This is a genomic window from Sulfurovum sp. NBC37-1, from assembly GCF_000010345.1.
In the GTDB taxonomy this organism is placed as follows: Bacteria; Campylobacterota; Campylobacteria; order Campylobacterales; family Sulfurovaceae; genus Sulfurovum.
Genome location: NC_009663.1, coordinates 1,061,690 through 1,074,900 on the forward strand (window position 1 = coordinate 1,061,690; position 13,211 = coordinate 1,074,900).

Annotated in this window: 17 protein-coding genes; 11 read left to right on the forward strand and 6 right to left on the reverse strand. The window is 45.8% G+C overall.

Features of this window, described 5'->3' with window-relative positions:
* Window position 1: 1 nt before the first annotated feature.
* Window positions 2-208 (reverse strand): hypothetical protein, encoded by a 207-nt coding sequence (locus tag SUN_RS05345; RefSeq protein ID WP_041672700.1) that lies wholly within the window; start codon window positions 206-208, stop codon window positions 2-4.
* A 15-nt stretch (window positions 209-223) separates the two neighbouring features.
* Complete coding sequence (locus SUN_RS05350) at window positions 224-433, reverse strand: hypothetical protein (protein ID WP_041672701.1); 210 nt, start codon at window positions 431-433, stop codon at window positions 224-226.
* Between the two features lie 158 nt (window positions 434-591).
* Between SUN_RS05350 and SUN_RS05355 the strand changes: the two genes are divergently transcribed.
* Complete coding sequence (locus tag SUN_RS05355) at window positions 592-1,014, forward strand: thioredoxin family protein (protein ID WP_011980725.1); 423 nt, start codon at window positions 592-594, stop codon at window positions 1,012-1,014.
* Window positions 1,015-1,210: 196 nt separating this feature from the next.
* On the opposite strand, the gene sppA is transcribed toward SUN_RS05355, so the two are convergent.
* Complete coding sequence (sppA, locus tag SUN_RS05360) at window positions 1,211-2,065, reverse strand: signal peptide peptidase SppA (protein WP_011980726.1); 855 nt, start codon at window positions 2,063-2,065, stop codon at window positions 1,211-1,213.
* On the reverse strand, window positions 2,058-3,281 hold the full coding sequence (locus SUN_RS05365; RefSeq protein ID WP_011980727.1) for an aminofutalosine deaminase family hydrolase: 1,224 nt from the start codon (window positions 3,279-3,281) through the stop codon (window positions 2,058-2,060). The genes sppA and SUN_RS05365 overlap by 8 nt, the downstream gene beginning before the upstream one ends.
* Before the next feature lie 111 nt (window positions 3,282-3,392).
* Between SUN_RS05365 and aroQ the strand changes: the two genes are divergently transcribed.
* The 6 genes from aroQ to mnmA all read left to right on the forward strand — a co-directional run bounded on the left by aroQ (window position 3,393) and on the right by mnmA (window position 8,099).
* Window positions 3,393-3,881 carry a type II 3-dehydroquinate dehydratase gene (aroQ, locus tag SUN_RS05370; protein ID WP_011980728.1) on the forward strand — a complete coding sequence of 163 codons (489 nt, stop codon included), beginning with the start codon at window positions 3,393-3,395 and terminating at the stop codon, window positions 3,879-3,881.
* A gap of 108 nt (window positions 3,882-3,989) precedes the next feature.
* Entirely contained in the window at window positions 3,990-5,009 is a 1,020-nt protein-coding gene (locus tag SUN_RS05375; RefSeq protein WP_011980729.1) for a M24 family metallopeptidase, read from the forward strand.
* 19 nt (window positions 5,010-5,028) lie between these two features.
* Entirely contained in the window at window positions 5,029-5,529 is a 501-nt protein-coding gene (folK, locus tag SUN_RS05380) for a 2-amino-4-hydroxy-6-hydroxymethyldihydropteridine diphosphokinase (protein ID WP_011980730.1), read from the forward strand.
* Window positions 5,526-6,614: a flagellar biosynthesis protein FlhF gene (locus SUN_RS05385; RefSeq protein ID WP_011980731.1), complete on the forward strand. Its 1,089-nt coding sequence runs from the start codon at window positions 5,526-5,528 to the stop codon at window positions 6,612-6,614. The genes folK and SUN_RS05385 overlap by 4 nt, the downstream gene beginning before the upstream one ends.
* Complete coding sequence (locus SUN_RS05390) at window positions 6,580-7,080, forward strand: FliM/FliN family flagellar motor switch protein (RefSeq protein WP_148154662.1); 501 nt, start codon at window positions 6,580-6,582, stop codon at window positions 7,078-7,080. Before SUN_RS05385 ends, SUN_RS05390 begins: the two co-directional genes overlap by 35 nt.
* Window positions 7,077-8,099: a tRNA 2-thiouridine(34) synthase MnmA gene (gene mnmA / locus SUN_RS05395; RefSeq protein ID WP_011980733.1), complete on the forward strand. Its 1,023-nt coding sequence runs from the start codon at window positions 7,077-7,079 to the stop codon at window positions 8,097-8,099. Before SUN_RS05390 ends, mnmA begins: the two co-directional genes overlap by 4 nt.
* A 45-nt stretch (window positions 8,100-8,144) precedes the next feature.
* Here the strand turns inward: mnmA and SUN_RS05400 are convergent, their stop codons facing one another.
* Window positions 8,145-8,756: a DUF2062 domain-containing protein gene (locus SUN_RS05400; protein ID WP_011980734.1), complete on the reverse strand. Its 612-nt coding sequence runs from the start codon at window positions 8,754-8,756 to the stop codon at window positions 8,145-8,147.
* Between the two features lie 117 nt (window positions 8,757-8,873).
* Between SUN_RS05400 and SUN_RS05405 the strand changes: the two genes are divergently transcribed.
* The 3 genes from SUN_RS05405 to SUN_RS05415 all read left to right on the forward strand — a co-directional run bounded on the left by SUN_RS05405 (window position 8,874) and on the right by SUN_RS05415 (window position 12,212).
* Complete coding sequence (locus tag SUN_RS05405) at window positions 8,874-9,809, forward strand: ribose-phosphate pyrophosphokinase (protein WP_011980735.1); 936 nt, start codon at window positions 8,874-8,876, stop codon at window positions 9,807-9,809.
* 128 nt (window positions 9,810-9,937) lie between these two features.
* Entirely contained in the window at window positions 9,938-11,749 is a 1,812-nt protein-coding gene (gene lepA / locus SUN_RS05410) for a translation elongation factor 4 (RefSeq protein ID WP_011980736.1), read from the forward strand.
* Window position 11,750: 1 nt separating this feature from the next.
* Window positions 11,751-12,212 (forward strand): hypothetical protein, encoded by a 462-nt coding sequence (locus SUN_RS05415; protein ID WP_011980737.1) that lies wholly within the window; start codon window positions 11,751-11,753, stop codon window positions 12,210-12,212.
* Here SUN_RS05415 and SUN_RS13575 read toward each other — a convergent pair.
* On the reverse strand, window positions 12,209-12,349 hold the full coding sequence (locus SUN_RS13575) for a hypothetical protein (protein ID WP_158298179.1): 141 nt from the start codon (window positions 12,347-12,349) through the stop codon (window positions 12,209-12,211). The genes SUN_RS05415 and SUN_RS13575 overlap by 4 nt on opposite strands.
* A gap of 46 nt (window positions 12,350-12,395) precedes the next feature.
* On the opposite strand from SUN_RS13575, the gene SUN_RS05420 reads away from it, so the two are divergent.
* Entirely contained in the window at window positions 12,396-13,211 is an 816-nt protein-coding gene (locus tag SUN_RS05420; RefSeq protein ID WP_011980738.1) for an SIR2 family NAD-dependent protein deacylase, read from the forward strand.

The following is a 13,211-nucleotide window of genomic DNA, read 5'->3' on the forward strand; positions in this document are numbered from 1 at the left end:
TTTAGATCAGGCCGAGTTCGGCAAGTATCGCTTCGACCTTTGGAGAGATCTTTGCCAGTTCATTAATGAATGTACCCCATGCCTGGTCTTCGGCATACCACTCCTCGATATGCTTCATAGAGTTGCTTTTCTCTTCTTCGCTCAGTACATCCGACTTGTCGATGTTCTCTTTGATTCTTTCCAGATGTTTTAAATTGCTGTTACTCATAATGTTTTCCTTGTATTAATATTGATCGAACTTTCCGTCGGAAATTTCTTGCTTGAGTTCATCGATCGCTTTCTGCATTACATCGCTGATCAACTCTGCGGATTTCCTGTCGTCATTTTCGGGAATATCCCAGTCAAAGATCTTCATGTTGGCTTTAAAGATCGCTCTGATCTCTTTTGTGATCTCAGACTTCATCATTTCCATCTCTTTTTCTTGTGGTGTCATGTTACCTTCCTAATGGGCACCTCTAAATCTATGGTTTTTAGAGATGCCCTGATATTTTACAGTGACATTCTATCACTTTTACATTAATGGTTTATATTGGTACAGTAATAAATTTAAGGTATTATATCACTCGATATATCGAACCACAAGGAGATCTCTTGAAACTGTTTTTGATATCCATACTGTTTATAGGTACACTGTTCGCAACAGATGCAAAAGAAGCAGCCGAAAAATTGGACGTAGAGAGTAACTTTGCCACGGCACTCAAAAAAGCCAGATCTGAAAAGAAAATGCTGGTGATGGTGATCGTGAAAAAAGGATGCAGATGGTGCGACAAAATGGTATACGGAACCCTTGTCGAACCTGAGGTGAAAGAGGCGCTCAAAAATTATGTGACACTAATTGTTGACAAAGATGATGCCTATCCAAATGTTTTCAAAGAAGACTTTTTCCCTTCAATTTTCTATATAGACCAGAATTCTCAAAAAAATGTATATGAAAATGTTGGCTATATCGGAAAGAAATGTTTTTTGAACGACCTGAGAGAATCTCTTAAAACACGTGATGAACTATTTAGGTAACAGTTTCAGCAGGGGGGAGTTAATATGCATACAGGGAAACCCATCACAAAAGTCCATAGACACAGTGAAAACCATATAATACATCTTCATAAACTTCATTTTGTCGGTATTCTTTTTCGGAGGAATCAAATATTTTCTATTTGAAGAGACCTTGAAGAACAATGAAGTTTTTTAAAAAAAGTCTTGCCTATAAAAATCAAAGAATCGCTTTAAGTCCATAAAAATAACTTTGAAGTTTCAAAATACTTTTAGTACTTAAGTCCTCGAAAAAGGATTCTAACTTGTCTTTCTCTTTCCAGACTGGTTCTTTAACTTTTGCCAAGGCAGCAATCTGTTCTTTGGCACTTCTCTTTGTAGCAATCTCGTCGATGAGGCCTGCTTTTTTGGCTCTCTTGGAAGAGAAGATATGTGCATCGGCATAGGCTGTTGAGTTGTTCACATCCAGCCCTCTTGCCTTGGCGACATCCGAAACGAACAGCTCATATGTATCCTTGGTCAGCCTTTCAAGTTCCTCTCTCTCTTTGGGTGTCCATTCCCTTGTCGGTGTTCCGGCTTCCTTGTACTCCCCCTGTTTAACAATCTGTGTCCCTACACCGACCTTCTCCATCAGTTCATGAAGATTGGGGGCTTCCATGATCACACCGATGGAACCCACGATCGAACCGGGATTGGCGATGATCTTGTTGGCATAGATGGAGGCATAGTAGCTTCCGCTTGCCATGATGCCGCTGGCATAGGCGATAACAGGTTTCTTTTCCTTGAGCTCTTTGATCGCATGGCAGATCTCGATGGAGGGTGGAACAGCGCCTCCGGGTGAATTGACATTGAAAAGTACCCCTTTTATGTCGTCATCTTTTCTTGCTTTGTCTATCTCTTTGAGGACTTTATCCGCATCCATGATGGGACCGGTGAGCTTGATCTCCTGCAGGTTGGCGGGTTTCAGTTTAGATTCTGAAGTGGGCATGAAGACGATCAGAAGGATGAGCAAGAACAGCATCCCCTTGAAGTGATCGCCAAGCCATTTGATGAAATCGCTGAATTTTTTAAACATACTGTTCTCCTTCTATGTATACCTGTGAGACCTGTTTGGTATGAATGATGCTCCAGAGCGCTACCTCTTCTTTGCTTTGGGGCATGGCCGGAAGGGTAAGTACCACCAGGTCGGCCAAGGCTCCCACTTCTATTTTTCCGCAGTTGAGGCCGAGGATCTCGGCGGCATCCTGTGTACTGGCCCTGATCAGCCTTTCCGCAAGTATATGGATGGGTGCCTGATGATGCAGCATAATCGCAGCGCGGAATTCGTCAAAGATGCTGAGCGAGTCATTGGAGCTCAGACCATCCGTGGCTACACTATAGGGAAGCGCATATTTCTGCAGTGTTTCAATAGGCAGTCTTCCGCAGCCAAGATAGCGATTGGAACGGGGACAGTGTGCGATGGAGTGGCCTTTTTGACTAAGATACTCCAGCTCTTCCTCTGTAGCCTGGACCGCATGGGCAAAATGGGTCGGGTAGGTGTCGAACGCATGCATGAATTCTTGGATGTTCGTAACCGGAGTGGAAGTGCTGAAGTATTTTTCAAAGAAGCTTTTGAACTCTCCTTCTCCCTCTTCCAGCCATTGACGTTCCACCTGTGATTCCAGGAAGTGTGCGGTCAGCGGCATCTTGTTCTGTTTGGCAAGTGTCACGGCTTTCTGAAGAATGATGGGATGAACAGAGTAGGGGGAGTGGATGGCCACAGCTGGTGTGATCTTGGCAGATTCATCGCAGCTTTGGGAAGCCTTGACGCGTTCAAGAAAATCACCGTAGAGCATATCGGCAGTAGCAGCGTTGGAACCAATGACCTCATTGAAGAAGACGACGCGCTGGGCTGCTTTTTCACACACTTCAAGTTCCGTTCCGAAACTGGAGATGGCACCGAATGCCGTAATACCCGAACGCAGCATCTCGTCACACTCTTTTTGCATCATAGCATTGTCGCAGGCATTGACGAGGTCATCCCTGTGTTCTATGACCGAGTCGAGCCACGGCATGAAGGAGCCATATTTCAAAGATGTCTTGTTGGCGGAGAATTCGAGGTGGACATGGGTGTTGATGAAACCGGGATAAATGACCGAGTAGGGTGCCGTCCTGATGATATCCGCATTCGGGTAAATTGTCAGAAGACTCTCAAGAGGGCCAATACCACGGATCTGTTCGTCAAAGGCCACGGCCTGGTTCTCGATGAAGCCGTTGGGTGTATAGATATGGTCAGCAACTATAATCTTCATGAAGATACATCCTTTTTTTGTTTTTGGCCCCGGGATTTGCAGTATTATTGTAAACGGGGATTAATTCTAATTTGATAAAATGATACCCAAATTAAATAAATAAGGCAGAAAATGAAAATAGTTGTAATCCAGGGTCCAAACCTCAATATGCTCGGTATCAGAGAACAGAATATCTATGGTCCGATGAAGTTGGAAGATATCCATAAGCAGATGAAAGGTTTTGCAGAGCAGAACAAATTGGAGATCGAATTCTTCCAGAGCAACCTTGAGGGTGAGATCGTAGACCGTATTCAGGAGTGTATCGGTGATGCAGACGGGATCATCATCAACCCGGCAGCCTATACGCATACGTCCATCGCTATCCGTGATGCGATCGCAGCGGTACAGCTTCCGACATTGGAAGTACACCTTTCCAACATCCATCAGAGAGAAGAGTTCAGACACAAGTCGCTCATCGCACCGGTATGTGCAGGACAGATCGTGGGTATGGGGCCGTTCGGTTACCATCTTGCAATGGTCGGTATGACACAGATCCTTTCTGAAGTAGCGGCAATGAGAGAGCAGCAGGCCAAAGCCCAGGCAGCAGCACAGCAGAAGTAATTTTCTCTGTTTTCTGTGCCTGTCGCAGAAGACACGTATACCTCGTATTAGTCAGGCGGTGCGAAATATCGCACCCTACGGTTCTCCTCCTCTTTTAAAAGGCTCAACATGAATTATATGCTCAAAGATGAAAATGCTATCTATTATGAATGCGGTTACAGTTGTGACAATGCACTCTATCTCTCACTAGGATCTGAAGCATTCTTCATTACCGACAGCCGATATACAATAGACGCGCAGGATCATGTCAGGGGTGCCAATGTAGTGGTAGATGGAGACCTGTACAGCAGAGCGCTGAAGCTGCTTAAAAAGGCAAAAGTCAGAAAGGTGATTTTCGATCCAAAAGAGTGGAGTGTTGCCGGCTTTGAAGCCATCAGTACTAAAACCAAAGTACATTTTAAGGCGGTACCGGACTTTTCCCATAAAAAACGTATCATAAAAAGTGATGCAGAGTTGAAGATCATAGCCAAAGCGGCCAAGCTTGGTACAAAAGCTTTCTCTACGCTTGCCAAAGAGTTTAGCCGGAACGGTTTTGGTGAAAATGAATTTAAACTGACATACAGGGCCAAATCCGTTCTAAGCGGTTTCGGAAAGTTTGATCTCAGTTTCGATCCTATCGTTGCCATTAATGGCAATGCTGCCAAACCGCATGCCACCCCGACAAAAAGAAAACTTAAAAAGGGTGATCTTCTTCTGGTCGATGCGGGGCTGAAGTACAAGCGTTACTGTTCCGACAGAACGCGTACTGTCTTTGCCAAAAAGGGTTTTGAGTTTGGTACCGAACAGACTTTCTCAAAGAGGAAGATACAGAAAGCCTACGATACTGTGCTCAAAGCCCATGACAGGGCCATAGCCAAAGCCCGTTCAGGTATGAAAGCCAAAGAGGTCGATGCCCTGACACGTGATCTTATCACCAAAGCAGGTTTTGGAGAGTATTACGTTCACTCGACAGGACATGGCGTGGGACTGGATATCCACGAGATGCCCTACATTTCCAGCCGCTCGGACACCGTCATCGAAGACGGGATGGTCTATACCATAGAGCCGGGTATCTACATCCCCGGAGAGTTCGGTATTCGTATCGAGGACATGGTGGCAATGGTGGACGGCAGAGCGCGGGTGCTCTGATTTTTATATTGGGAAATAAATGGTAAAAAGAAAAAAACTGAACAAAGACCTGACATTGATTTTTACCCCTCATTTTCCCTATAATGCAAACAGAAATTCCCGTATGCGCTATAGAGCGCTTCTGGGGATCGGCGGGAATGTAGGTGATGTACTCCGCCGTTTCGAGCATTTTTTCTGGTACCTGAAAGATTCTGAATTCATTCATTTGCTGGAGAGCTCACCGATACTAAAAAATCCGCCATTCGGTTTTCTGGAACAGGATGATTTTCTGAATGCAACACTGCTTGTAGAGACCGATCTGACACCAAAGCAGTTACTGCGTTATGTTCTTCGGATAGAAAAGAAGTTTGGTAGAAAACGTTTATTTAAAGACGGACCAAGAACACTGGATATAGACTTGATATTTTATGAGGATATCAGGATGGAGAGTAGAGAATTGACACTTCCGCATCCTTCTTGGATGCAGAGAGCATCAGTGCTGATCCCTCTGTCAATGATGAAAGAAAAGGTAAATCGATGATGATCAATGAAACATTTGTAGCCGCCGATCCCAAAAGTGCGTATGAACAGGCTGTGGATAAATACGGTACCGATATCAAGATCGTTTCTGCAAAGCAGGTGAAGTACGATGACGACGAACTGCGTTCCGAAGTAGTCATCGCCGTACCCAAAGCACTTTTTATGGAGAAGTCGTTCGGTGCACAGGCACTTTACAGGGGCCCTGAAAATGAGGAAGAAATACTTCTGGATGAGATCGGTGAACTCAAGACACAGCTTGAAGAGATGCGTGATGGGCTGTTGCAAAAAGGCAGGTTCGGTACGGTTGCAGACGATGTTAAAAAACTTTTCATGAAAAAAGGAATCGCCGAACAATGGCTTGATGGTGTACTTATCCCTCTTATCGGTACAACGGTTATGGATGATGCACAGCTGCTTGTCTCCTATCTGCTTGAAGAGATCGATGAAACTCTCAAGGTCAAAGAAGAAGATCTGGATCACTCAAAGATCATGATGCTTGTTGGGCCGACAGGCGTAGGGAAAACAACCACGATCGCCAAACTGGCTGCCCGGTATGCCTACCTGCTGGACCGGCCCTATAAAGTGGCGCTTATCAACCTCGACAGCTACAAAGTCGGTGCCATCGAACAGTTGGCGCATTATGCGGATATCATGCAGATAGAACATTACTCCATCGCCTCTGCCGATGCGTTTGGAGAAAAGATTGAAGCACTGAGTTCCTATGATATTATCCTGGTCGATACTGCCGGCATGTCTCCCTATGATACACAGAAATTCGTCAAGACGATCGAGTTCGTTAATACAAAGATACCTAAAAAGATCGAAGTGGCACTGGTGCTTGCAGCAACGGTGAAGTATGAAGATATGGAAGATATCCATGAGAACTTTTCTTTTCTGAACCTGGACTCCGTGATCATATCCAAGTTCGATGAGACGAAACATTTCGGTACACTGCTTAATTTCATGCTGCTCTATGACCTTCCGATGAGCTACTTCTCGACTGGACAGGAAGTACCGGACGATCTGCTGGTGGCAAGCAAGGAGTATCTGCTTGAAAAGTTCATCGGGGATGTGCATGAAGGATGAGAATCAGGCGCTTCGTCTGGAAAGACTGATGCAGAAACACCAGGTCTATCCAGAGTATGAATTGTGTCTGCCCTCCGTCACGCTCAAGAAGAGTCTACTCAAAAAGTTGTCCAAGGGTGATGTGCTTCTTCTTGGAATGCAACAGATGGAAATGATACTTGTTTCAGAAGAGAATGGCTGTGCAAAAGCGGTGCTTGCTTCTTATGACGAAAGTATGACGATTCAGATAGTTGAACTAGTAAAGCGTACAGTAAATATGGTTGATAGTAAAAAATATAAAGAAGTGGGAATTTCATTGGCTACTTTAAGAAGCAGGGTGCTCGAAGCCGGGCATAAAGTGGAAACCAACCAAGTAGATCTGGATGATATTTCACTCTTTGTTGAGAAAAAAAAGATCGCAACTGCCAGACTTGTCATGGTAGATGATGAGATCGCGGTGCAGATAAAAGAGGTAAAGAAGATATGACAAAAGGAAAAGTTCTGGTAGGACTGAGCGGTGGAGTGGACTCTACTGTGACAGCCGTGCTACTGCAAAAAGAAGGCTATGAGGTCGAGGGTGTCTACATGAGACTGCATGACAAGCCCGGGTACCATGAAGATAACTGGGGAAAAGTACAAAAGGTTGCCGACTATCTCAGGATCAAAGTGCATTTTCATGACCTGAGCGAAGCATTCAATGCCAATGTCTATGAGTATTTTGTTGAGAGCTATAAGAAGGGATTGACACCCAACCCATGCGTGATGTGCAACCGTACCATCAAATTTGGGAAAATGGTAGAGTTCGCCGACACATTGGGTATTGAATTTGTTGCAACGGGACATTACTTACAATGTGATGGAAATTATATTTATGCGGCAGAAGATGCAGGTAAAGATCAGAGCTATTTTCTTTCGGAAGTAAAAAAAGAGGTCCTGCCAAGGCTTCTCTTCCCGCTTGGTACATGGATCAAGGATGATGTCAAAGCATATGCTGCCAATATTGACGTACTCAAAGAGTTCGCGACACAGGCGGAAAGCAGTGAGATCTGTTTTGTGGAAAATTCCTATGACGAAGTACTGGCAAAGCATATGAATATAGATATGCCCGGAGAAACAGTTGACACGCAGGGCAATGTCGTCGGAACACATAAAGGCTACATGCACTATACCATCGGTAAAAGAAGGGGCTTTTTTGTCAACGGCGCCCATGATCCGCACTTCGTTATAGATATCAAACCCGAAAGCAACCAGATTGTGGTAGGTACACGTGAAAAACTCGAAGAGAATGCCTTCGAAGTCAAGCAGATCAACCTTTTTGAAGACCTTGTAGAGTTCGACTGTGAAGTGAAGGTACGTTACCGTACGAGAGCAGTACCCTGTCATATCAAGATAGAGGGAGAACGAGCCACCGTTGTACTGACTGAACCGGTTTTTGGACTGGCAAAAGAGCAGGTTGCAGCATTTTATGATGGCAGAAGACTACTGGGCGGCGGAGTGATCTGTTAAGATGGTGTATGCACCCAGGCTAATTCCTGCAGGGCATTACAAACCCTACGGTTTCTTTTTTATCTGCGGCTCATGTTCCTGTGATGAGGTCAAACTGAAGTGTTTGTTTTTAGACTTCTCCTGTTTTTTACGCTTTTTTTCTTCCCTGTGTTTTTTGCGTGCAATATCCTTTTCGGCTTTCTCTTTTCTGACCGAGTGTATCCATAGCCAGTTCAATCCAAGGTAGATCAAACCCGATACGACAATGGAGTAGAATGCTGTACCGACATAGAGGGGCACGAAGATATCGCCAAGGTTGTTCTTGAACCACTCTACCGTCAGTTCGACGTTGTGTATCCCTTCCCGTCCGAGCAAAAAGTTTCCCGTGAGGTACTCCATGTAGTACATCGGTGGCATGGTAAATGGATTGCTGAGCCAGACCATGGAGATAGCGATGGGTACGTTGAAACGGATGAACGGTGTCGTGGCCAGTACGGCAGCCATCTGCATAGGCATGGGAATGAAGCCCCAGAAAAGTCCAATACCTACACCGCGTGTGACCGAACGGCGGTTGATACCAAGATAGTCTTTGGGAAGATGGTATTTTTCCAAAAAGGCATCGATCTTGTTTTGCTTTCCGCCCGTATTCTTCTTCTTTCTAAAAACTTTTCTTATCATTTAAAACCGTACTTATATTAATTATTTGCATTAGTGTAGTATCCGGGAGCTTTAAATCCCCTTTTTATCAACTTTTGTGTAAAATACGCGTACTAATTTATTTACAAAAGGTACACAATGAGCGGATATATGATCTTTTCCGGAACAGCGAACCCTGAACTCTCGCAAGAGATAGCCAATTACCTTGAAATGCCTCTTTCTCAGGCAAAGATCAACCGTTTTTCTGATGGTGAGATCAATGTTCAGATTGCTGAGAGTGTTCGCGGTAAAGATGTATTCATCATACAGCCGACCTCCGCACCGGCCAATGCCAATTTGATGGAACTGCTTATCATGACGGATGCATTGAAGCGTTCTTCAGCTAAATCCATCACGGCGGTCGTTCCGTATTACGGTTATGCCAGACAGGACAGAAAGGCGGCACCGAGAGTACCTATCTCTGCCAAACTGGTAGCGAATCTGATGGAGACAGCGGGTATCACACGAATGGTCACTGTCGACCTGCATGCTTCACAGATACAGGGCTTCTTCGATATTCCGGTAGACAACCTTTATGGAGCGATACTATTCATGGATTATATCAAAGCGAAGAATTTCAAGAATCCTATTATTGCTTCTCCAGATATCGGCGGTGTGGCAAGAGCCAGATATTTTGCAAATAAACTGGGGCTCGATATGGTTATTGTCGATAAACGTCGCGAAAAGGCAAACGAATCCGAAGTGATGAACATCATCGGCGATGTGGAGGGTAAAGATGTGATCCTTATTGACGATATGGTCGATACGGCAGGGACCATGGTCAAAGCGGCAGCAGCACTGAAGAATCTTGGTGCGACCTCTGTCATGGCCTGTTGTACCCACCCGGTACTCTCCGGACCGGCATTCGACCGTCTTGAGAAGGGTGAGCTCGATGAGCTTGTCGTAGCCAATACTATACCGATGACCAGACACTGTACAAAGATCAAGATGCTCTCCACTGCTTCCATGCTCGGAGAGGTGATCAGACGGGTGCATAACAATGAGAGCGTTAATTCTCTTTTTGAGACGAACTAAACACTGTAGGGTGCTGTGCCCTCACAGCACCAAAAAGCAATGTATAAATTAAACAGAGTGTTGTCGGGAGACTACACCCTACAACACCGGATGAAAAAGAATTTTTATCTGGTCAGATAAGGAACAAAGTGACAAAAAAAGTACCACAGGAGAATATCCGTAACTTCTCCATCATCGCTCACATCGACCATGGTAAATCCACCCTGGCTGACCGTATCATACAAGAATGCGGGGCGGTCTCTGACAGACAGATGTCCGCGCAGGTAATGGATACGATGGATATAGAGAAAGAGCGTGGTATCACCATCAAGGCACAGTCGGTACGTCTGGACTATATCAAAGACGGTGAGCACTACATCCTTAACCTCATTGACACTCCGGGCCACGTTGACTTCTCTTATGAAGTAAGCCGTTCTCTGGCTTCGTGTGAAGGGGCATTGCTCATCGTCGATGCGGCACAGGGGGTGGAGGCACAGACTATAGCCAATGTTTACATCGCTATAGAGAATGACCTGGAACTTTTGCCGGTCGTGAACAAGATCGACCTGCCTGCAGCCGATCCTGACAGAGTACTCTCCGAGCTTGAAGAGGCCATAGGCATCGATGCAACGGAGCATGCCCTGGTCTCAGCCAAGACAGGACAGGGTGTTCCTGAACTGATCGATATGATAGTCGAGCGTATTCCGGCACCGGAGGGTGATATCAATGCGCCGACAAAAGCACTCATCTATGACAGCTGGTTTGACAACTACCTGGGTGCGCTGGCACTGGTACGCGTCTTTGAAGGGAAAATAGAGAAGGGACAGAAAATAAAGATCATGGGAACAAAAGAGGAGCATCAGGTACTTGACCTAATGTATCCCAACCCGATCAAACCTGTCAAGACCAACGAGATCTCCACCGGAGAGGTGGGGCTCGTCGTGACAGGACTCAAAACGGTCGAAGCACTTCAGGTGGGTGATACGGTTACGGATGCCAAGAACCCTACGGCAGAGGCTATCGGTGGTTTTGAACCTGCCAAACCCTTTGTCTTTGCAGGTATCTACCCGATAGAAACGGACAAGTTCGAAGATCTTCGTGATGCACTTAACAAACTTAAGCTCAATGACTCTTCACTGAGCTTTGAGCCGGAAAGTTCCATGGCACTGGGTTCCGGTTTCAGAACGGGTTTCCTCGGTATGCTGCACATGGAAGTGATCAAAGAACGTCTGGAGAGAGAGTTCAATCTCGAGCTCATCGCTACGGCGCCTACGGTCGTTTACAAGGTCAAGAAGACCGACGGTGAAGAGATTGAGATACAGAACCCTTCGGAACTGCCTGAACCGCAAAAGATCGATACGATCTACGAACCTTATGTCAAAGCGACCATTCTGACACCGCAGGAGTATGTGGGCAATCTCATCAAACTGCTGAACGACCGTCGCGGGATACAGATAAAAATGGATTATCTGAACGAGACGCGTGTATTGATGGAGTATGATATCCCCATGAACGAGATTGTAATGGATTTTTATGACAAACTCAAATCCACCACCAAAGGCTATGCAAGTTTTGACTATGAACCCATCGGTTTCAGGCCGGGAAATTTGGTGAAGCTTGATATCAGGGTAGCAGGAGAAGTGGTGGACTCTCTCTCGATTATCGTACCCGAGGACAAAGCGCGAACCAGAGGCCTGGCTTTTGTCGGCCAGCTAAAAGAACTCATCCCGAGACAGCTTTTTGAAGTGGCGATTCAGGCAAGTATCGGAAACAATGTCATCGCACGCTCCAACGTCAAGTCCATGGGCAAGAACGTGACCGCCAAGTGTTACGGAGGGGACATCACCCGTAAACGTAAACTGCTTGAGAAGCAGAAAGCGGGTAAGAAGCGTATGAAAGCCATCGGTAAGGTACAAGTACCTCAGGAGGCATTTATGGCTGTCCTGAAGCTGGACAGCTAAGATGTGGGAGTGGATTACGAAATGGGCATTTCATATCCATCTGATCATGGCGATCAGCTGGATCGGAGGCTCTGTATTCATGTTCGTTCTCGGTGTCACACTCAGGGACAAAAAGGCGCAGCAGGAAGTTTACCCGCACGTAGGGCCTATCTTTGGATGGTTCGAAGTGGTAGCCCTGATACTCCTCTTGAGCACGGGATTCATCATGGGGATCAACTTCCATCTCTTTGAGATCATGCTGCATCCCAACGGAAGTCCGATATCGAATGCCCTGCAGATGAAGGTCATTCTCGTTGCGATCCTTACCGTAGCGACCGTGATACATTTCGTCATTGCATACAAAACGAACGGCAGGGAAAGAACGCCGATCCAGCAGTTCCTTTCCAGAGGTTCGAGTCTGCTGATATTCTTTTTGAACCTCTTTGTGATGCATTATGCCATCGTACTAAGGAATATCCTCTAACCCGGCAGTGATTCCTCATCCACAACGTCTATCTGTTCTTCTTCGAGGTAGGCTTTGGCATACTCCAGGTAAATACCCGAATGTACTACAAATAGATCGAATAGATCAGCACCGACATGCTGGCCTTTCTGTAACATTCTAAATTACTATTTATAAATGATAATCATATGCTATAATTTCCAGATGTACGAAAAAGAGATTGAATCAGCACAAAAGGTTTTGAATGAAACCGATGCACTTTTTATTATGGCGGGTGCCGGGATGGGTGTGGACAGCGGACTGCCTGATTTTAGGGGTGTAGAAGGTTTCTGGAACGCTTATCCAAAGGTAAGAGAACTGGGGTTACGGTTTGAAGAGATGGCCAATCCGGAGTGGTTTGAGAATGATCCTCATCTGGCCTGGGCATTTTACGGACACAGACTCCACCTTTACCGTGAGACCGAGCCGCATGAAGGGTTCATAAAATTGCTTTATTTGGCTAATACTAAAAAATATGGAAGTTTTGTTTTTACCTCCAATGTCGATGGACAGTTCCAGAAAGCGGGCTTTGCCGAAGAGCGGATTATGGAGTGTCACGGCTCCATTCATCATCTGCAATGTCTCGACAATTGTCAGGGAATGATATGGAGTGCCGAGGATATACAGATCGAGATCACGGATGATTTCAGAGCGAAAGATCCTCTGCCGGCCTGTCCGTTCTGTGGCGCTGTGGCACGGCCCAATATCCTGATGTTCGGTGATTATGGCTGGGAGTATGCACGTACGGACGGACAGAGGGAACGTCTGGCCAAATGGATGGAAATGATGGAAGAAGAGGAAGGAAAGCCGGCGATCATCGAAATGGGTGCCGGAACAGCCGTCGCCACCGTGAGGAACACTTCCGAACAGATAGCAGACAGATTCGATGTTCCGCTCATACGTATCAACCCAAGAGAGAGTTTCGGTGCACAGGTAGAATTGCCTATGGGCGCACTCGAAGCTTTGTCCAATATTATTTAA

Excerpts from the sequence above, each read along its gene's own strand:
- SUN_RS05415 (WP_011980737.1), top strand. The coding sequence starts at position 11,751 with ATGTGGGAGTGGATTACGAAATGGGCATTTCATATCCATCTGATCATG.
- SUN_RS05420 (WP_011980738.1), top strand. The coding sequence starts at position 12,396 with ATGTACGAAAAAGAGATTGAATCAGCACAAAAGGTTTTGAATGAAACC.
- SUN_RS05365 (WP_011980727.1), bottom strand. The coding sequence starts at position 3,281 with ATGAAGATTATAGTTGCTGACCATATCTATACACCCAACGGCTTCATC.
- SUN_RS05350 (WP_041672701.1), bottom strand. The coding sequence starts at position 433 with ATGACACCACAAGAAAAAGAGATGGAAATGATGAAGTCTGAGATCACA.
- mnmA (WP_011980733.1), top strand. The coding sequence starts at position 7,077 with ATGACAAAAGGAAAAGTTCTGGTAGGACTGAGCGGTGGAGTGGACTCT.
- SUN_RS05345 (WP_041672700.1), bottom strand. The coding sequence starts at position 208 with ATGAGTAACAGCAATTTAAAACATCTGGAAAGAATCAAAGAGAACATC.
- SUN_RS05400 (WP_011980734.1), bottom strand. The coding sequence starts at position 8,756 with ATGATAAGAAAAGTTTTTAGAAAGAAGAAGAATACGGGCGGAAAGCAA.
- SUN_RS05405 (WP_011980735.1), top strand. The coding sequence starts at position 8,874 with ATGAGCGGATATATGATCTTTTCCGGAACAGCGAACCCTGAACTCTCG.
- sppA (WP_011980726.1), bottom strand. The coding sequence starts at position 2,065 with ATGTTTAAAAAATTCAGCGATTTCATCAAATGGCTTGGCGATCACTTC.
- aroQ (WP_011980728.1), top strand. The coding sequence starts at position 3,393 with ATGAAAATAGTTGTAATCCAGGGTCCAAACCTCAATATGCTCGGTATC.
- SUN_RS05385 (WP_011980731.1), top strand. The coding sequence starts at position 5,526 with ATGATGATCAATGAAACATTTGTAGCCGCCGATCCCAAAAGTGCGTAT.
- folK (WP_011980730.1), top strand. The coding sequence starts at position 5,029 with ATGGTAAAAAGAAAAAAACTGAACAAAGACCTGACATTGATTTTTACC.
- SUN_RS13575 (WP_158298179.1), bottom strand. The coding sequence starts at position 12,349 with ATGTTACAGAAAGGCCAGCATGTCGGTGCTGATCTATTCGATCTATTT.
- SUN_RS05375 (WP_011980729.1), top strand. The coding sequence starts at position 3,990 with ATGAATTATATGCTCAAAGATGAAAATGCTATCTATTATGAATGCGGT.